The organism is Mycobacterium sp. (assembly GCF_052143115.1).
Taxonomy (GTDB): Bacteria; Actinomycetota; Actinomycetes; order Mycobacteriales; family Mycobacteriaceae; genus Mycobacterium.
The window spans coordinates 1-18,603 of record NZ_JBKQTQ010000029.1 but is presented as its reverse complement, the minus strand read 5'-3'; the positions used below and the strand labels follow the sequence as shown (position 1 = coordinate 18,603).

Below are 18,603 nucleotides of genomic sequence, written 5' to 3'. Positions count from 1 at the left end.
CGACCGCGGCGAGTCGACTCAACCACGACCGGGTCAGGCGACTCGGGCCTCCACCACGCTGAGCGGAGAAGCGGTCTGCACCACGCGCGTCATCCGGAATCCCGCTTGGCTGAGCAGCTCTCGGTACTCGGCGGTGGTGCGTTCGCGGGCCGCCAGGTTCAGCAGCATCTCTAGATCCGCCCATTTCCCCGGAAAGTCGCGGTCGTGGTCGGGTATCACCAATTCGATCAGCAACACCGTGGCTCGGGGGCCGGCTGCGGTGCGAACATTGCGCAGGATCTGCACCGCCTTCTCGTCAGACCAGTCGTGCATGATGTTCTTCAGGACGTACGCGTCGCCGCCGTCGGGAATGCTGTCGAAAAAAGATCCCGTCTCGATACGCACCCGATCGGCGACCTTGTGCTTGCACAGCAGGCTCGGGGCGCTCCCGACGACCTGCGGCAGGTCGTACAAGACACCCTGCGAGTCCGGCGCCGCCGCCAGAATGGTGGCCAGCAACGGGCCCTGCCCACCGCCGACGTCGACGATCGTGGGGTACACGCTGAAGTCGTAGCCGGCGGCCACCGACGAATCGGTTAACGCCGAAATGGCCGTCATTGTCCGATTGAACAGTGCGGCGTGCTCGGGCTCCTCGGCGAAATAGTCGAAGCTCTCCTTGCCATGCAACACCGGGACGACAGATCGTCCGGTTCGGATCGAATCCACCAGCCGGGTCCACCGTTCGCGTTGCTCACGCGAGCCGTAGAACCGGGCCGCCCACGCCATTGACACCGGCGCGTCGGAACGCAGCGTGTCGGCAAGGGGATTCAGCTCATAGCGGCCGTCGAGGCGGCGACGAAACACGCCCCGGCCGATCAACGCCCGCAACAGCCGGTGCAGCGCGTCGGCGTCTGCACCGACCCGGGCCGCCAATTCGTCGATCGGCAACGGCCCGTCGGCGAGGGCGTCGGCAACACCCAACTCGGCCGCCACCGTGACCGCCTGGGATGTCCAGGTGGCAATGATCATCTCCATCATCGCCGCCGGGGCGGGCACCAGCCGCTGATTGAGCCGATACAGGTGGTGGCGAATCCACTCCACAACGCGGGCCAGTTTGGCGGGCGGCACCCTGGCGGTCGTCGACATCACGTCACGTCCACAGGGAGCGCGGGCCCAAGGTCACGGCTGAACTCCGCCGAGATGTCGCGGTGACTGACCCAACGCAGGAACATCGTCAACGCCCACGTCATGAACCGGTCTGAGATCAGCGCCGCCGGTCGTAGCACGGACTCCGGGCGCGACACCTGCTGCGTGGTCAACCAGGACACGGCCTTGACCTTGCGCCGTCGGGTGCTCTCGTACCAGCGCAGGGCGCTTCCGAGCTCACTGTTGTTGCGGTTGTGGCCATTTCGCAATTCTGACAGAGCCTTGCGCAACACCATCGTGTCGAGCAGCGCCTGATTAGTCCCCTGCGCAAGCGTGGGTGGCATCGCGTGTGCGGCATCGCCAAGCAACGTCAGCGCGCCCGCGCCGGCGCGGGGAATCGGGTGCCGAAAATGCGGGAACGGTGAAGGTGCCAGATCGTCGTCCGTCAGGGTCGCGAGTACTTGATCGACCGTGTCGGACCATCCGGTGAAGTGGGACCGGATCATCTCGATCGGGTGTTGCGGTCTGACAAAGTCAGACGACCAGGGCAAGTCGAACCACCACTGCAGGGCAGAGCCTCCAGCCGGCCACAAGCCGAGGTTTCCGTGCTCGCCGATCATCATCGTCGCGACGTGCGGGTCGGAGATGCCCGGGAGTGTGACCAGTCCCTGCCAGCTGCACCACCCGGTCGGCTTCGCGGGTTTCCCGCCGACGATATTGCGAACCACCGAGTGCAGGCCGTCCGCACCGATCAACAGATCCCCGTCGACCGAGCTACCGTCTTCGAAGTCGACCCGCACACCATTGCGGGTACGGACCACCCCTTCAGCACGGGAGTTGCATCGGATGCGATCGATCGGAAAGCCTTTGAGCAATCGTTCCAGCAGGATTCGACGTGGGACCATCCGGACGGGCGCGCCCAGCCGGTTCACCATTGCGTTGAGGTCCATGGTGGCGAGCGGGCGACCGGTGGATGTCATGACCCGCACGGTGGACAACAGCTGCCCGGCTCCGTCCATGTCGACACCCAGCTGCTGGAGCACCGTCGCGCCATTGGACCAGATGGTGACGGCGCCACCGCCTGGCGTCACGTTCGGTCGCTGGTCGAAGACGGTGACGTCGTGTCCGTCGCGCAGTAATCCGCGGGCGACGGAAATGCCGCTCACACCCGCGCCGATGACCAGGATTCGAAGTTTCAATCGACGACCCGCCCTAGTCCTCGGCGTGCCGATCGTAGTCCCACCGCTCGAGCCGTGCCTGCAGCCTCAATAGGCCATATCCGGCGAACGGTGTGCCGACCGAGAAGTAGACCATCAGCAGCGGACTCATCTCACAAACCTCTCTAGAACCTACTGCTGCTACCACGCGATACCTCGACCAAAAGTTCACCGCGGCGCCTAGCATCCCGACATGACCGACTTCTCGGATCTGCCGGCCGATGATCAGCAGGCGATCGGCAAAACACTTCTGACGTTGCTGAAAGGTTTCCGCGACCGCGATGCGGAGGCGCTGCACGCGGTGTATTCCGACGACGCCGACTGGGTCAACGCCTTCGGCACGGTCAAACGCGGGCGCGAGGACATCGTCGACTACCTCAGGGGCTTGTTCGCCGATGACAACTTCAACCGCGGCGAACCCGAGGGGCCGCCCGAGACCAGTTTCCGGGTGCTGACACCCGAGGTCGTTCTGGTGTCAGCACACCTGCGGATCAAAGGTCAGGGGCTGGTCGGCGGCGGAACGCTTGACCGGGACAACTTCTCGCTTCGCGCATTGCAGCGTCAGGCCGACGGATCGTGGGTCATCGTGTCGGAGATGTTCCAGGACGCCAACACCGAAACCACCTACGCGCAATGAGGAAGCCGGCACGGTGAGCCTGGCTATTTCCGATCACGAGCGGGCCGCGCTGGCCGAGCTTGCGAACTTCCCACTGTTCGCCGCAATCACCGGGCGACGATCGCGCCGATTCCCGGTCGGCGGCCAGATCCCTGCCGGAGCACTGGCCTATACCAGCCGTCGACCGGTGCAGCCGTTGTCGGAAGTCGAACGTGCACTGCTGGTTTCGGCCACCGGCGGCGTCACCGGTTGGAACTTCGGCATCACCCACAACCCTAGCTATGCGCCCTTGTTTCCCAACTACTCGGGCAGCGCGACGGGTCGAACGTTCCCGTCGGCCGCAGGCTTCCACACCAGCCAGCTGTTCTTCACTGACGACACCGGAACCTATCTGCTGCCCAGCCGTGATGAGCATCCGCGCGAGTTCGACAGCATCGAGGAGTGGATCAGTCACACCGCCGAGTCCTATGTGCGTATCTCGGATACACGTCTCGAACTGCCTCGCGCGGAACCGCACATGGAGGGCCACAACATCTGGATTGGCAACCATCCGGGCAGCCTGCTGGCATTCCCGGTAGCCGATCTCGCCGAACACTTGATGGAAAACCTGTGGTTCTTCGCGGCCAACGGCTACCCGATCTTCGATGACATCAGCGGCCGCAACATCGCTGGCCTGGAACGGTTTTCCGCGCTACCCCACGCCGATGACCCGATCCCGTTGTCGTTCGTCGAGCAGTACACGCTCACCGAGACGAGCGCGGAACTCGCGATCGCCACCAACAACGGAGTGCTGGCGCTGCAGGCAATAGGTCTCGGCGGCTGGACCTACGACGGGCTCAATCGGTTGTCGGTGTTGGGTGGCTCCGGCGACCCGAGCGCACCCGGGCTGGGCTTCGTCGCCGACGACGACGAGCGCTGGCCCTTCCCCAACGTCACCGGGCTGCCCGGATACTTCGAGACGCTCAGCCCACCGCATGTGCCGTCGGTAGCGGCCGGGGTGGACAAGCTGGTCACGCGAAAATACGGTCCAGGCGGGCCGTTTCACCCCGATACCCAAGGGCCATGGTCGGATACGCCGAAGGTGCGCGCCTCCGCGCTGCCGCCGGACGGCATTCAGGAGCTCGTCACGGTCGAAGCGTCCTACATCTACGATGCCTTCGGAAAGCTGCCCGGCACCGTGCCGACCGTGCACGTGCTGATGTACCTGCAGGCGCAACATCTCGACGTTGACTTCTACGACGAGTTCTTCGGCGCGGGCGCCTACCTGCCCACGCACGCCGATCACCAGGGCCGCTGGCATTAACGCGCACGCGCAGCGTCAGGCAGACGCCGGTACGTACACCCCTCGCCCCTGTGCCATTGATTCGAGAGCGTTATAAGCGATCCACACGAATCCGTTATCGCCCCACCCTGTTCCGAAACTGTTCTGAACCCGAACCGCACCGGTTGTCGTCGTGTATGCGTCGTTGTAGCCGACGATGAGCATCACGTGGCCGACTTTCTTGCCGTTGCGGTTCTGCGCCCACTGTCCATTACCAACGTAGGGCGACGGTGAGCCGTGGTAGCGCGCGAAGTCTGTGTAGAGCGACGTACCGTAAGCGATTGGCACGCCGGACGCGATGACGGTACGCAGATTGTTCAATCCGCCCTGCCCGGTGATCGTTGTCATCTTGTAGTCGGGAATGTGGAAGCTCGGATCCGGTGGGATGGTCCGCGAACCATACCCCGACCAGTTCACGTGGCACGATGTTGTGGATCCCCGCCTCAAGTAGTTGGGGGCCGCAGCCAGCGACGGAGTGCCACCATTGGATTGAAGCCAGCTGAGACACTTGGTGATTTGGCCGCCTTGGCAGGTTTTGGCGGCGATGTTGTTTGCGGTTTCCGATCGAATGTAGGCGTAGCCGGGGCCGGCCTGCCGGGCGGGGCTGGTCGGCGGTGTCTGGCTTTTGCGGGCCGCGTAGAACGTGGCCAGGCCGTATACGGAGGCCCATACGAAACAGTTCGGCATGGTCTGCCGACCAACCGGAGGTAACCACTCGGCCCGAACGGACGCGGCCGGCGGTACTTTCGCGAGGCGCCCCGGCGCCTCCACTGTGCCCGGCTCGGGAACGTCTGGATCGTATCCATATTCGGTGAGCTCGTCCGGCTCGTAGCCTTTCGCTTCGCTGAAGCAGGAGGGAAGCGCCAGCCCCACGGCGCCGGTAGCCGCGAGCGCGAGTATCGAGCGCCTGTCGAACCGTGCGTTCATGAGTTTCCCCTGGGTCGCGAGATGTTCCAGGACGCCAACACCGAAACCACCTACGCGCTGAGCCCGCGGCCGACGGGACTGAACGAGTCCGGGTCGGCGACTTCCCAATCCGACCGCCACGTGGCCGGCGCATGGTCGAGCAGCGCTCCCGGGGCCAGCCATTCGTAAAGCTCCGCGTACGAACGTTGCGAGGTGGCCGATACGCGCTTGCGCAGCATGTGTGGGTTGAGCATCGACGGGTCGGAGACGCCCATCGAGCCCATCATCCGCATGGCCTGGGCGACGGTGGCCCGCTGGTAGCGGTACACGCGTTCGCTCTTGTCGGCGACGTCGAGAGCGCGGGCCCGATACGGGTCCTGGGTTGCGACGCCGACCGGGCAGTGGTTGGTGTGGCACCGCTGAGATTGAATGCAGCCCACCGCCATCATCATGGATCGGGCCGAGTTGGTGTAGTCCGCGCCTTGGATCAGGCGCTTGATGATGTCGTTTCCGGAGGCGACCTTGCCGCTCGCCCCGATCCGTATCCTGTCCCGCAGCCCCGTTCCCACCAAGGCGTTGTGCACGGTCATCAACCCGTCGGTGAGCGGAAGGCCGACGTTGTCCTCGTATTCCAGCGGCGCCGCGGCGGTTCCACCTTCGGCTCCGTCGACGATGATGAAGTCGGGCGTCACCCCTTCGGCGAGCATCGCCTTGCAGACCGCCAGCACGTCGACCCGGGAGCCGACACACAGCTTGAAGCCGACCGGTTTCCCGCCAGCCAATTCACGCAGCTTCGCGACGAACATGATCAGTTCGCGCGGGGTGTGAAACGCTGAATGCGACGCCGGGCTGACGCACTTCTGGCCGACCGGCACGCCTCGATACTCGGCGATCTCCTTGCTGACCTTCGCGGCGGGGAGTACGCCACCGATGCCGGGCTTGGCGCCCTGGCTCAACTTGATCGAAACGCACTTCACCAGATCGTGAGCCGCCTTGTCCGCGAACCGATCCGGATCGAACGTGCCGTCTGCTGCGCGAGCGCCGAAGTAGCCGGAGCCGATCTCCCACACCACGTCGGCGCCGCCGAGATGATACGGAGTCAGCCCCCCTTCGCCCGTGTCGTGGGCGAACCGGCCCTTGCGGGCGCCGTTGTTCAGCGCGCGGAGGGCGTTGGCCGACAGCGCGCCGAAGCTCATCGCCGAGACGTTCATCAGCGCCATGTCATACGGTCGCGCGCAATCGGGCCCACCGACTCGCACCCGGAACGGCTCGTCAGGGGGATCAACCGGGCGCGCCGAATGCACCAGATACTCGTAGCCGACCTGGTCGATGTCGCGCTCGGTACCGAAAGCCACTTCGGCGGCGGTGCCCTTCGCCCGCTCGTAGATCAACGAGCGGACGTCACGGTCGAAGGGGCGGCCGTCGAAGTTGCGCTCGATGAAGTACTGCTGCATTTCGGGGCGCAGCGCCTCCAGCAGAAACCGCATATGCCCCAGGACCGGGTAGTTGCGCAGCACCGAGTGGTTACGCTGCACCAGGTCGTAGACGCCCACGGCCGCGACGACCGCGACCACCGTTGCGGGAATCCACCAGCCCCATGGCCCCACGACGGCCAAGGACAGCAATGCCGCCGCAAGAGCCGTCAACAATGCGACAAAGCCAAACCGGATCAACGCAGCCCCGTCTCCTGCAGCAGGATCTTCATCGCAGAGCGTAGCGTTAGCGCGAAATATGACGCCGGAATCCGTACGCCGTCAGCCAGCGTGGTCGGGGACCATGGTCACTTGCGTCAGCCGCACGCTGTTGCCGGACGGGTCGCGGAACCCGGAGTCAATGCCATATGGCATTTCATGCGGCACCTCGGTGAACTCCACGCCGCGAGCCTTGAGTTGCTCGTAGGTGGCCTGGCAGTTGCCGGTCGTGAGGAATACGGTGCCCGCGAAGCCCTTTGCGACGACCTCCATCACCTGTTTCCGGGTGGCGTCATCCATCACCGGTGGGCCCGGGACCGCCATCAGCACGATCGACACGTCGTCCTGGCCGGGCGGGCCGACGGTAAGCCACCGGAAGCCCAATTCGGGCAGCCTGACATCCTGGCGGACCTCCATGCCCACCTTTTCGGTCCAGTATTTCAACGAGACTTCTTGGTCATGCACCCACAGGTGGGCGCTGGCGATCTTCAACATGAGGCCGACGCTACGGTCCGCCGCGCCCGCCCGTCTTCTCCCCGTGTGCTGTCTTGATGCGACTATCCCGCGCCGGCCGCGTGTCGCGCTGCAGAATGCAGCTCGGCACCCGGGCGTGCACCGAGGCCGGCGGCATGCTCGCCCGGTATGCCGCCGGGGGCTTGCCGAACACCCGCGCGAAGCTAGTCGTGAACGATCCGATGCTCTGCAGCCCGACCATCACGCAGATCTCGGCCACCGAGCGGTCGGTGTAACGCAGCAACGCCGCCGCCCGCTCCAGCCGGCGGCTCTGAAGATAGGCGCGAGGCGACTCGCCGAACGTCTTGGTGAACATCCGGCTGAAATGCGCCCGCGACAACCCCGCCGCCGCAGCCAGGTCCGCCACGGTGATCGGCTCCCCGTAGCGCGCGTCGACGAAATCCTTCGCCCTCAGTAGATAACGGGCGGGGGGCACCTGCGGCATGAAATCAGTATCGCCTCTCGCGGGAGGTAGGCCATTAAGCCAGCTCCGTCATACATTCGGCGCAAATCCGCTACAGCCAGGTGTCCTGAGTGGTCGTCGTCAGGAACGCCTCGAGGTCGTCACGCCACTGCGCCGGCGTGGTCTTGTCCGGCTCGATGCCGGTGTAATCGCCGCGGTAGAACAGCAATGGCCGTGGCTTGATCTTGGGCACCTCCGAAAGGGACTGCACCGAGCCGAACACCACGAAATGGTCGCCGCCGTCGTGCACTGACGCCACCGTGCAGTCGATGTACGCCAACGATCCGTCGATGACTGGCGAACCCGAAGGCGAAGCGCTCCAGTCGATACCGGCGAACTTGTCCGGTTCCTTGGAGCCGAACCGCGCCGACACATCCTTTTGGCTCTCGGTCAACACGTTAACGCAGAACTTCCCGGTGGCCTCGATGGCTTTCCATGAGCGCGAGACCTTGGTGGGGCAGAACAGCACCAGCGGCGGCTCGAGCGACAGCGCCGCGAACGACTGACAGGCGAAACCGACCGGGACGTCGTCGTGCACGGTGGTGATGATCGTGATCCCGGTGCAGAACTGACCCAGCACGCTGCGGAACATTCGCGGGTCTATCGGCGCAGCAGACACAGTGTTGAGGCTAGCTTTTGAAGCCGATGGTGAAGTCGTGGCCCCACAGGCTCACAGCGGTGCTTTCCCTGGCGATCCAGTCGTCATCGTCGACTTTCCTGCCCTCACAACCGAATTCGACATCGAACCCACCAGGTGTCTTCATGTAGAAGGACAACATCAGGTCGTTGACGTGCCGACCCAGGGTGGCCGACATAGGCACCTTGCGGCGCAATGCGCGATCCAGGCACAGACCGACGTCGTCGGCCTCCCCGACCTCCATCATCAGGTGCACGATCCCACTGGGCGTTGGTGCCGGCATGAAGGCCAGGCTGTGATGGCGCGGGTTGCAGCCAAAGAAGCGCAGCCACGCTGGCGGCCCGTCGGCGGGGCGGCCCACCAACTGCGGCGGCAGCCGCATCGAGTCGCGCAGCTTGAAGCCGAGCACATCGCGGTAAAAGTGCAGCGCCTCGGCGTCGTCGCGGGTGGACAGCACCACATGTCCCAGGCCCTGTTCACCGGTGACGAACTTGTGCCCATACGGGCTGACGACGCGGCGGTGCTCGAGCGCGGCGCCGTGGAACACCTCCAGGCGATTCCCCGAGGGATCGGAGAATAGGATCATCTCGTCTACCCGCCGATCGACCAGCTCAGCGGCGGTGCCCTCCTTGCACGGCGTGCCCTCGACGTCGAGTCGATTCCGGATTTCCTGCAGGCCTTCGGCATTCGCGCATTCCCAACCAGACTCCGATAGCCGGTCGTGCTCGCCCGGCACGATCACCAACCGGGCCGGGAAATCGTCCATGCGCAGGTACAGCGCGCCGTCGGTGGTTCCACTGCCCTCGATCATGCCGAGGACTTTCAGGCCGTATTCCCGCCACGCCGCCACATCGGTGGCCTCGATGCGCAGGTAGCCCAGCGAACGGATGCTCATTTACGCACCTCCCAGGAAATCAATGGTCAGCTTGTTGAACTCGTCGAACTTCTCCACCTGCGCCCAGTGTCCACACTGCCCGAACACGTGCAGCTGCGCCCGCGGGATGGTCTTCAGCGCGACCAGCGCGCCGTCGAGCGGGTTGACCCGATCTTCGCGGCCCCAGATCAACAGCACCGGCTGACGCAGCCGGTGGACCTCGCGCCACATCATGCCGAGTTCGAAATCAGCCCCAGCGAACGACTTTCCCATCGCCATCGTCGCGGCCAGTGACTCCGGCGTGCTGGCCAACGCGAAACGCTCATCAACAAGCTCCGGGGTGATCAGCTTCTGGTTGTAGACCATCACCCGCAGGAACGCCTCGAGATTTTCTCGGGTCGGCTCGATGGAGAATTTCCCAAGCCGCTTGACGCCCTCGGTCGGATCAGGCGCAAACAGGTTGATGCTCAGCCCGCCGGGACCCATCAGCACCAGGCGTCCGGCGTGGTCCGGGTAGTCCAGCGCGAACCGGACGGCGGTGCCTCCACCCAATGAATTGCCCACCAGCGGAACGCGTCCCAGACCGAGTTGGTCGAAGAGCCCTTTGAGAGCCCTAGCCGCATAGTGATTGAACTGGCCGTGTTCGGCGCGTTTGTCGGAATGGCCGTAGCCAGGCTGATCAACGGCCAGCACGTGAAAACGCTCGGCCAACACCGGAATGTTGCGCGAGAAGTTCGTCCAGCTCGCCGCTCCGGGACCGCCCCCGTGCAGCAGTACCACCGTCTGGTCGTTGCCGACGCCCGCTTCGTGATAGTGCAGCTTCAGCGGTCCGTCGACGTCGACCTCGACGAACCGCGAGGTCGACTCGAAGGTCAGCTCATCAGTCGCGGTCACCTGGCGCCGCCCCTTCTCAAGCGGGTGGGGGTCCCCCCTCTGGGGGCGTGCCCCCACCTCATCGCTACTCCAATCTGCATCGTCGCCGGCGCGGTCATACCTAAACCATGGTGTCGCCGGGCGGCAGCCCGAACTCGTGGTTACCGAAGATCACGTACGCCCGCTCGGGGTCGTTGGCCGCGTGCACCCGGCCGGCGTGTGCGTCGCGCCAGAAACGTTGCACCGGTGTGTCATTGGCCAGCGCTGTGGCCCCGGAAGCCTCGAACAGGCGGTCGATCGAAGCGATCGCGCGCCCGGTGGCACGCACCTGATCGCGGCGGGCGCGGGCGCGCAGGTCGAACGGGATCTCCTTGCCGGCGGACAGCAGCGTGTACTCGTCGGCAACGTTGCCGCTCAACTGGCGCCAGGCCGCGTCGATGTCGCTGGCCGCCTCAGCGATACGAACCTTGGCGAACGGGTCGTCCTTGGCCTTCTCCCCGGCGAACGCCGCGCGCACCCGCTTGCCCTGGTGCTCCACATGCGCGTCGTACGCGCCGTAAGCCATGCCGACGATCGGCGCCGAAATGGTAGTGGGATGCATGGTGCCCCAAGGCATTTTGTAAACCGGAGCGGTGTTGGTCTGATAGCCGCCCGCGGTGCCGTCATTCATCGCCTTGTACGACAAGAACCGGTGCCGGGGTACGAAGACGTCCTTGACGATGACGGTGTTGCTGCCGGTGCCGCGCAGGCCAACGACATGCCAGACGTCGTCGATGCGGTACTCGCTGCGCGGGATCAAAAAGCTGCCGAAGTCCACCGGCCGGCCGTCCTTGATGACCGGGCCACCGAGAAATGCCCACGTCGCGTGGTCACAGCCCGACGACCAGTTCCACGAGCCGCTGACCAGATAGCCACCGTCGACCACGACGCCCGCACCCATCGGGGCGTACGACGACGAAATCCGCACATTGGTGTCCTCGCCCCACACCTCCTCTTGGGCCTGCTGGTCGAACAGCGCCAGGTGCCAGTTGTGCACGCCGATGATCGAGCTCACCCAGCCGGTAGACCCACAAGCACTGGCCAGGCGACGAGCCGCCTCGTAGAACAGCGCGGGGTCACATTCCAGACCGTCCCACTGCTTGGGCTGCAGCAGCCGGAAGAAACCGATTTCCTGAAGCTCGCTCACCGTGTCGTCCGGCAACCGGCGCAGGTCTTCGGTCTCCTGTGCCCGCTGCCGCAATTTGGGCAGCAGCTCGTCGATGCCGTCTAGGACCGACTGGGCGTCACGTTGTTCAATGGACGTCACGGGTTCCTCCATAGGTGCCTCACTTAGACAGAGACTAGAACACGTTCCGATTTGTGTCGAGCACGCTATTCCTGCGACTGGTAGCGCCATCAATCGAGTTTTCTGTAACCTGTTCTAGTTATGATAGAGGAGAGGACTTCGCAGTGCCGGAAGTCGTGACCGATGGGGTTCCCGACGAGCCGCTCGGCAGCCATGTCCTTGAACTGGAGGTCGCCGATGTTCTCGCCGAGACCGACGAAGCGCGGTCGCTGGTCTTCGGGGTCCCGGACGGTGCCGAGATCCCTGGCGACCGGCTGCGGTATGCGCCCGGCCAGTTTCTGACACTGCGAGTGCCCAGCGATCGCACCGGATCGGTCGCGCGCTGCTATTCGTTGTGCAGCTCGCCGTTCACCGACGACGCGCTCACGGTCACCGTCAAGCGGACCGCCGACGGGTACGCGTCGAACTGGCTGTGCGACCACGCCCATCCCGGCATGCGGATTCACGTGCTGGCTCCGTCGGGCACCTTCGTGCCCAAGACGCTCGACGACGACTTCCTGCTGCTCGCCGCCGGCAGCGGGATCACGCCCGTCATGTCGATCTGCAAATCGGCGCTGTCCGAGGGCAGCGGGCAGGTGGTATTGCTCTACGCCAACCGCGACGAGCGCTCGGTGATCTTCGGCGACGCCCTGCGTGAGCTCGCCGCCAAATACCCCGACCGGCTGACCGTGGTGCACTGGCTGGAGTCGTTGCAAGGACTGCCATCGGCCACCGCGCTGGCCCAACTGGCCTCCCCTTTCACCGACCGGCAGGCCTTCATCTGCGGGCCCGGGCCATTCATGGCGGCTGCACGCGAAGCCCTCGAAGCGCTGAATGTGCCTGCGCAGCAAGTACATATCGAGGTCTTCCGGTCGCTGGAAACCGATCCGTTCGCCGCGGTGAAGGTCAAGGACGCCGGCGACGAGCCACCTGCGACCGCGGTGGTCGAGCTGGACGGGCAGACACATACCGTGTCGTGGCCGCGCGGGGCCAAGCTGCTGGACGTGCTCCTGGACGCCGGCCTGGACGCGCCTTTCTCCTGCCGTGAGGGCCACTGCGGCGCCTGCGCCACCACCCTGCGCGGCGGCAAAGTGAGCATGGAGGTCAACGACGTGTTGGAACAGCAGGACCTCGACGACGGGCTGATCCTGGCCTGCCAGTCTCACCCGGAAACCGATTCGGTCGAAGTTACCTACGACGAGTAGCCGCAGCGTAAGTTCCGCTCAGGCTGCGCGAGGGAAGCGAAGGGCAATGGCGATGATGCGGCTGGCGGCGGCGGTGGCGGGCGTCGGTTTGGTGCTGGCTTCGTCGTCTCTCGTCGATCCTGCGGATTCGTCAGCCGCCAGCAACAATGCCACCACGACGTTTCCGCTCGACGGGCCGAACCAGTTGGAGACCTACGCCCGGCTCGATTGCCATCACGCGAACGGCAGCTGCGACTTCACCGTGGGGGCCGACCGGAAGACAGCCGACGGCGTGACCGGGTTCCCAAACGATCTGTGGTCGCGGCAGAGCACCACGATCCGCCCCACCGACCGACTGGCGTACCTGGACGTGCACGCCACCGCCCAATACGACCGGGTCAACAAAGACGGCGGTTCCGACGAAGTCACCACGATCAACATGGGTGAAGGTCCGCTGGAGAAGTATCAAACCGTCGGCCGGATCGACTCGACGGACTGGCGGACCGGGCAACCTCGTCTTGACGTCAACGTCATCGCCTGCACGCACATCCAGGTGGTCTACAGCGGGGTCAATATCACCTCACCGAGCACCTGCGCACAAGCCAACTTCTCCTGAGCGACCATTGCGTGGCGTTGTCAACGAGACTCGAGAAAAGTGATCACCGCTCGGACGCGGCGGTGATCGTCAGCGGTCTCGGGCAGGTTCAGCTTGCTCAGAATGCTTCGCACGTGCTTCTCGACGGTGCCTTCGGTAGCCACAGGGCCAGGACGACCTGTTCTCCGCCCTGGAGCAGCGTTCGGCGGTGGTGTTCATCCATCCCGCCGATCTGCCCGGCCCGACCGTGCCCGGTGTCGCGCCGTTTGCCGCTGACTTCCTGCTTGACACCACTCGCGCGGCGTACCTGTTGGTGCGAAATGGCATCCGTCGCAAGTATCCGAACATCCGATTCATCCTCAGCCACGCCGGCGGGTTCGTCCCCTACGCCAGTCACCGCATGGCGGTGGCGATTACGGGCGACACCGGCCGCAGCCCCGCCGATAGCCTCGACGACTTCGCCGGCTTCTACTTCGACACCGCACTCTCGTCCAGCGCCGCTGCGTTACCCACGCTGCTTGCCTTCGCCAAACCCGGACACATTACCTTCGGGTCCGACTGGCCGTTTGCACCCATCGCCGCGGCCAAGCTCTTTGCCGCCGGACTGGAAACCTACTCGCGCATGAACGCCGAAACGCGCGACGCCATCGACCATCACAACGCCCTCGCACTGTTCCCTCGATTGGGCACGGCGCTTCCCGCGCCCAGATCGCACATCGAGACCGCCCGCCACGTCGCAAGCCGGGCGGTAATGCGCGGAATCGCTCGACTCATCACCACCAGGTAACAACGTAGAACTATGTAAATGGTCGGAATTGGTCATTCGCGGCTGGCTTCACTGGTCTAACGCGCATTGGGCCGACTCGTCGATCGAGCAGTTGGGTTGATTATCGTCAGTCACTTGTGGGGTCAACGCCGCAACCGCGATCAGCACGAGTCGAGGATCGTCCCTGGTGCCATGTGTTCCGACTCCCGGATCACGCTGTGATTCGGTGTCGAATCACAACGACCGTATGGGCAGCGTGCCGATCTCAGTCACGCGTTCACGCCGGCTGATGTACTGAAGCTGAACGCGCTTCTGAGCACGCGCTGCTCGATGAGGTCGGCGCCTCGGGCGACCCCGCCGGTCGCTGCGAAACCCGCCGCGACCCGTCGTGCACCGTCTGTCATGGTCATCGCCTGTCGAACTTTAGCCGACAGCCGAGCCGCCGTCAGCTTCTTCGCCGGTAGACGGGTTCCGCAGCGCGCCACCTCTGCCCGCCGCGCAACCTCGAATTGGTCGCGCCCAAATGGCACCACGCACACCGGAACCCCTCGGGCGAGGGCCTTTTGGGTGCCGCCCATGCCACCGTGGGTGATAGCGCACACCGCGCGGTCCAATACGGGGCCGTGCGGTACGAACTGGACCACTGTCGCGTTCTGTGTCAGTGCGATGTCGCTTGGTAGCCCGGCGGGTAGTGTCGCAACCACGTGTACCGGCTCGTCCGCGAGCGCGGTCATCGCGGTCTTGACGAGCTTTTCATCGGCCTGCTGCTGCGATGACGTTGTGACAAGGACGATCGGCCGGTCAATCGCCGCGAGCCAGTCGGGAACAGTATCCATGGCCGGTTCGAACATGCAGGGGCCGATCATCTGTATGGCATCGCCCCAGTCAGTCTGCGGATATTCGAACGGCTTCCCACTTGCCACCAGCATCAGCGGGGCCCGTCGCATGAATTCATCCGCCGAAGCAACCGGCGGCGCACCGGCGATCGCACGAATCTTGTTGCCTGCCGGCAACACCGCCCTCTCCATCATGCCGATCGCGATCGGCCGCAGCGCGGCGTCGCGGAGCCGGCCGCGCAGGCCCGGTAGTGGAGCCAGACCCAGTCCGAAAGGCGGCACTCCACGTGATTGCAGAGCCGGCGTATAGGGGGAGAAACATGCCCACGGAATGTCACGCGCGTCGGCGACCGACAGCGCACCCCAGCAATTCACGTCGACGAGCAACGCGTCGGGGCGCGTTCGCTCGACCGCATCGGCGAAGTCGGCGACTTCGTAGGCGGCGCGTCGGCAGAACACGTCCACCGCCCTCTTCAGGGCGCCGCGAGGATTTGAAGCCTTCCAGTCATCGTTGGCGATCGCCTCGATTCGCGGATCGATGATGTCGGTGGTGAAACCCAGCTTTCGCCCCATCTCCACACCCGTGGATAAGGTCCGAAGATGAATCTCGTGGCCGCGGGCGGACAATTCCAGCAGGAGGGCGCTGAACGGGAACAGATGGCCGAGTGCCGGCGAAGTGTAGGCCAAGATCGTTGCCATTGTTTTCACGTCTTCTCTTGGAGCTTGAGCATCTGGCACCTCACATTGTTGGGTATGAACGGTTCCGTGTCGGTACCGATGGCAACCATATGGATTGGGTGCCAGCACTACGGCCAGCCGCTGCAAATCCCTCGAGACCAATGAAAGCCATTATAGAAGAACGGTGTTCACCTTGGGTCCCGCCGATCGGGAACAGTAGCGGTTAGCAGTCACCGGAGATGGCGGAACACGTATCCACCGCAGTACGAGAATTGGTACCGCTCGAGCGCTACGGCGCGGCTGCGATGACGGCTTTGCCCGTGGGCGCTGGCACACCGAGCGCGTCATCGACTATCTGCAAGCAGTACTCAACTGCGCGACGCGGCCGTTCTCTTACAACGGCTTTCACTGCTCGTGGGGCGATTGTCGCGGGTGGCAGGTAGTGCTGGCATCCAATCCATATGGTTGCCAGCGGTGCCGACACGGAACGTTTCGTGCCCGACACTGGGGGACATGTCGATAAGAAACTCCGTCGTAACCCTTAACGCTGTGACCCAGCAGATCATCGACCTCGTCGAAAAAGACGTGGCAGCCGCTGATCTCACGGCCGATACGTCGTTGCAGAGTCAGGGGCTGGATTCGCTGAAGGTCATGTCACTCGTCTTCAAGATAGAAGAGCACTACGACATCGTCCTAGACGAGGCGGACGCGGACGATCTGCGGACCGTCGGCGATCTAGCGGCTTTAGTCGTTCGGCGAGTTGAGGAACAACCATGAGAGGTGCTCCCGCGATCCGTCCAAAGGATGCGACTCTGACCGAGATGCTCGCCGCGGCGGCGCAGACTCAGGTGAGCCTGTTCTTCGTCAACCGGAAAGAGCAAGACTATGAAGTCCCGATGGCTCGCGTGCGGGAGCGCGCGCTGTCGATCGCTGCGGATCTGATGGCTCGCGGAGTGCGCAAGGGCGATCGCGTCGCGCTCGTGCTGCCGACCTGCCCGGAGTTCGTGGAGTGCTTGTTCGGCGCGCTTTGCGCGGGAGCCATCCCGGTTCCGCTGTATCCACCGCTCCGGCTCGGCAAACTCGACGAGTATCACCGGCGGACAGCGGCCATGCTGAAGGCGGTCGATGCGGCCATGGTCGTCACCGACGAACGCATCCGGCGTTTTCTAGGGATCGCCGTTGCGGACTCGGCTCCTCGCCTGGGATGCGTGACGGCATCCGGCCTGGGCGGCCCGAACCGGGAAGAGGTCGAAGTTGCCCCCGACGACGTGGCATTGATCCAATTCTCCTCGGGCACAACCAACGACCCCAAACCGGTGGCGTTAACGCATGCAAATCTGCTGTCGAACCTTGCCGCGATTGAGGGCTACCTCATAGACGAGGGAGCGCCGAACCGGGTCGGCGTCACGTGGCTGCCGCTCTACCACGACATGGGATTGATCGGAAACCTGCTCTGCGCGTTCTACATGCGGCGCAAGTTGGTCTTGCTGCCGCCGGAGCTGTTCGTCGCGGTACCGGGTGCATGGCTCCGCGCCATCTCACGACACCGGGGCACGGTCACGGCGGCACCCAACTTCGCCTTCGGTTTGTGCCTGAAACGTATTCGCGACGAGGAACTCGACGGGGTCGACTTGTCTTCATGGCGGGTCTCGCTCAATGGAGCGGAGGCAGTCAGCTCCGCGGCACAGCGGCGATTCGAGGAGCGATTCGCGCGCTGGGGGTTGCGCGCGTCGGCGCTTACGCCGTGCTACGGGATGGCAGAGGCTTCGTTGGCCGTGACGTTCAAGCCGGCCGGCACCTCGTTTCGCACCCTTGGCGTGGACGCCGAGAGACTGGCCCTCGACGGCGTCGTCGCACCGGGCACCAAAGAACTGGTGAGCGTAGGCCGCCCGCTGGCCGGTGTGGAGGTAGAGATCCGCGACGCGGCCGGGGTGTCGTTGCCTCCCGGCCGCGTCGGTCACATCTTCGTTCGCGGACCCAGCGTCATGGCCGGCTACTTCGCCCGAACCGACCTGACCGATCAGGCGATCCACGACGGCTGGCTGGATGCGGGCGACCTGGGGTTCACCGAGGACGGCGAGCTCTTTGTGTGCGGACGCCAGAAAGACATCATCGTCGTGCGCGGCGCGAACCACGCGCCCGAGGAATTCGAGGCAGCGTTGGAGTCGCTGCCCGGCGTTCGTACCGGATGCGCCGTCGCCGTGGGATTCGTCCCCGCTGGCCAGGATGACGAGGCGCTGGCCATGCTCGTCGAGACTACTAACAACGCCCCCTCGACCCTGGCGGACGAGGTGGCGTCGCGAGTCCAGGAGCACACGCAGATCCGACCCGCACGCGTGGAGCTGCTGGCGCCGGGCACGCTGCCGCGCACCAGCAGCGGAAAGCTGCGACGGCGCGAGGCGCGCACCCAGTGGCTGGCAGGCACGCTCTCGCCGCCCAAAAAGGTCTCCGCCGCAAGGCTACTGACCGCCGCGGCCCACGGTGAGCTGTCGCACGCGCGCGCGAGGTTCGCACGGCGGGCGGACAACACACCGTCGCTTACACCGAGCAGTAGGGAACGATAGCCATGTACCGGACAGACACAACCATTGATTCACACTCAGGAAGCGCGCCGTCGCCGGCGCACCGGACGGCCAATGCCGTGCGCCTGCGGCCCACCCTGCTGGGCATCGCGTCGGCGCATCCGCCGTTTGAGATCACCATGCAGGAGAGCTGGGAGCGCTTGTTTGCGCACATGTCGCCGCAGGTTCGGTTCGGGCAGCGAATCGTTGAGTCGACTGCAGTGCAGAAGCGCCACATCATGTGGGATCCGGATACGCTGCCGGAAGTCTGTACCATGCTGACCGGCGACCGAATGGCAGCCCATGCCGATGCCGCCATAGATGTGGCCTCGCGTTCGATCAGCCAAGCGATCGAGGGTTTCGATAAGGCCCGCGTCGGCAGCTTCGTGATGGCCTGCTCGACCGGTTACATCAATCCCGGCC

Annotated in this window: 17 protein-coding genes and 3 pseudogenes; 8 read left to right on the top strand and 12 right to left on the bottom strand. The window is 64.7% G+C overall.

Going from position 1 to position 18,603, the window contains the following annotated elements; genetic code table 11:
- Positions 1-33: 33 nt before the first annotated feature.
- Both ACLQI9_RS02730 and ACLQI9_RS02725 read right to left on the bottom strand, forming a co-directional pair.
- On the bottom strand, positions 34-1,125 hold the full coding sequence (locus tag ACLQI9_RS02730) for a methyltransferase (protein WP_442379514.1): 1,092 nt from the start codon (positions 1,123-1,125) through the stop codon (positions 34-36).
- Positions 1,125-2,324: an FAD-dependent oxidoreductase gene (locus tag ACLQI9_RS02725; protein ID WP_442390939.1), complete on the bottom strand. Its 1,200-nt coding sequence runs from the start codon at positions 2,322-2,324 to the stop codon at positions 1,125-1,127. Before ACLQI9_RS02725 ends, ACLQI9_RS02730 begins: the two co-directional genes overlap by 1 nt.
- A 211-nt stretch (positions 2,325-2,535) precedes the next feature.
- Between ACLQI9_RS02725 and ACLQI9_RS02720 the strand changes: the two genes are divergently transcribed.
- Together ACLQI9_RS02720 and ACLQI9_RS02715 are read left to right on the top strand one after the other, a co-directional pair.
- On the top strand, positions 2,536-2,979 hold the full coding sequence (locus ACLQI9_RS02720; RefSeq protein WP_442390937.1) for a YybH family protein: 444 nt from the start codon (positions 2,536-2,538) through the stop codon (positions 2,977-2,979).
- Positions 2,980-2,992: 13 nt separating this feature from the next.
- The gene (locus tag ACLQI9_RS02715) at positions 2,993-4,261 is read left to right on the top strand and encodes a hypothetical protein (RefSeq protein WP_442390935.1); all 1,269 of its coding nucleotides are present in this window, start codon (positions 2,993-2,995) and stop codon (positions 4,259-4,261) included.
- Positions 4,262-4,276: 15 nt separating this feature from the next.
- On the opposite strand, the gene ACLQI9_RS02710 is transcribed toward ACLQI9_RS02715, so the two are convergent.
- From ACLQI9_RS02710 to hsaA, 8 genes are all read right to left on the bottom strand, one after another.
- Positions 4,277-5,206, bottom strand: a complete 930-nt coding sequence (locus ACLQI9_RS02710; RefSeq protein ID WP_442379507.1) for a C1 family peptidase — start codon at positions 5,204-5,206, stop codon at positions 4,277-4,279.
- Between the two features lie 50 nt (positions 5,207-5,256).
- On the bottom strand, positions 5,257-6,858 hold the full coding sequence (locus ACLQI9_RS02705) for an FMN-binding glutamate synthase family protein (RefSeq protein WP_442379505.1): 1,602 nt from the start codon (positions 6,856-6,858) through the stop codon (positions 5,257-5,259).
- Between the two features lie 81 nt (positions 6,859-6,939).
- Positions 6,940-7,371, bottom strand: coding sequence for a VOC family protein (locus ACLQI9_RS02700; RefSeq protein ID WP_442379503.1), 432 nt, complete (start codon positions 7,369-7,371; stop codon positions 6,940-6,942).
- Positions 7,372-7,381: 10 nt separating this feature from the next.
- Entirely contained in the window at positions 7,382-7,834 is a 453-nt protein-coding gene (locus tag ACLQI9_RS02695) for a helix-turn-helix domain-containing protein (RefSeq protein ID WP_442379501.1), read from the bottom strand.
- Between the two features lie 70 nt (positions 7,835-7,904).
- Positions 7,905-8,444 carry a 3-hydroxy-9,10-secoandrosta-1,3,5(10)-triene-9,17-dione monooxygenase reductase subunit gene (hsaB, locus tag ACLQI9_RS02690; protein ID WP_442379625.1) on the bottom strand — a complete coding sequence of 180 codons (540 nt, stop codon included), beginning with the start codon at positions 8,442-8,444 and terminating at the stop codon, positions 7,905-7,907.
- Between the two features lie 37 nt (positions 8,445-8,481).
- The gene (hsaC, locus tag ACLQI9_RS02685) at positions 8,482-9,384 is read right to left on the bottom strand and encodes an iron-dependent extradiol dioxygenase HsaC (RefSeq protein ID WP_442379499.1); all 903 of its coding nucleotides are present in this window, start codon (positions 9,382-9,384) and stop codon (positions 8,482-8,484) included.
- Positions 9,385-10,257 carry a 4,5:9,10-diseco-3-hydroxy-5,9,17-trioxoandrosta-1(10),2-diene-4-oate hydrolase gene (gene hsaD / locus ACLQI9_RS02680; RefSeq protein ID WP_442379497.1) on the bottom strand — a complete coding sequence of 291 codons (873 nt, stop codon included), beginning with the start codon at positions 10,255-10,257 and terminating at the stop codon, positions 9,385-9,387.
- A 100-nt stretch (positions 10,258-10,357) separates the two neighbouring features.
- On the bottom strand, positions 10,358-11,542 hold the full coding sequence (hsaA, locus tag ACLQI9_RS02675) for a 3-hydroxy-9,10-secoandrosta-1,3,5(10)-triene-9,17-dione monooxygenase oxygenase subunit (RefSeq protein WP_442379495.1): 1,185 nt from the start codon (positions 11,540-11,542) through the stop codon (positions 10,358-10,360).
- A gap of 155 nt (positions 11,543-11,697) precedes the next feature.
- Here hsaA and ACLQI9_RS02670 point away from each other — a divergent pair, with 155 nt between their 5' ends.
- Both ACLQI9_RS02670 and ACLQI9_RS02665 read left to right on the top strand, forming a co-directional pair.
- On the top strand, positions 11,698-12,765 hold the full coding sequence (locus ACLQI9_RS02670) for a 2Fe-2S iron-sulfur cluster-binding protein (RefSeq protein ID WP_442379623.1): 1,068 nt from the start codon (positions 11,698-11,700) through the stop codon (positions 12,763-12,765).
- A 52-nt stretch (positions 12,766-12,817) separates the two neighbouring features.
- Positions 12,818-13,360 carry a hypothetical protein gene (locus ACLQI9_RS02665; protein ID WP_442379621.1) on the top strand — a complete coding sequence of 181 codons (543 nt, stop codon included), beginning with the start codon at positions 12,818-12,820 and terminating at the stop codon, positions 13,358-13,360.
- Positions 13,361-13,380: 20 nt separating this feature from the next.
- On the opposite strand, the pseudogene ACLQI9_RS02660 reads toward ACLQI9_RS02665, so the two are convergent.
- Positions 13,381-13,497 (bottom strand): annotated as a pseudogene (locus ACLQI9_RS02660) (DNA-binding response regulator); the annotation flags it as partial.
- Between the two features lie 8 nt (positions 13,498-13,505).
- Between ACLQI9_RS02660 and ACLQI9_RS02655 the strand changes: the two are divergent.
- A pseudogene (locus ACLQI9_RS02655) lies at positions 13,506-14,126 on the top strand (amidohydrolase family protein); the annotation flags it as partial.
- A gap of 248 nt (positions 14,127-14,374) precedes the next feature.
- Here ACLQI9_RS02655 and ACLQI9_RS02650 read toward each other — a convergent pair.
- Positions 14,375-15,640 (bottom strand): glycosyltransferase, encoded by a 1,266-nt coding sequence (locus ACLQI9_RS02650; RefSeq protein WP_442390933.1) that lies wholly within the window; start codon positions 15,638-15,640, stop codon positions 14,375-14,377.
- A gap of 528 nt (positions 15,641-16,168) precedes the next feature.
- On the opposite strand from ACLQI9_RS02650, the gene ACLQI9_RS02645 reads away from it, so the two are divergent.
- The 3 genes and pseudogenes from ACLQI9_RS02645 to ACLQI9_RS02635 form a co-directional block, all read left to right on the top strand.
- The gene (locus tag ACLQI9_RS02645) at positions 16,169-16,396 is read left to right on the top strand and encodes an acyl carrier protein (RefSeq protein ID WP_442379491.1); all 228 of its coding nucleotides are present in this window, start codon (positions 16,169-16,171) and stop codon (positions 16,394-16,396) included.
- Complete coding sequence (locus ACLQI9_RS02640) at positions 16,393-18,183, top strand: fatty acyl-AMP ligase (protein ID WP_442390931.1); 1,791 nt, start codon at positions 16,393-16,395, stop codon at positions 18,181-18,183. Before ACLQI9_RS02645 ends, ACLQI9_RS02640 begins: the two co-directional genes overlap by 4 nt.
- 2 nt (positions 18,184-18,185) lie before the next feature.
- Positions 18,186-18,603 (top strand): annotated as a pseudogene (locus ACLQI9_RS02635) (type III polyketide synthase); the annotation flags it as partial.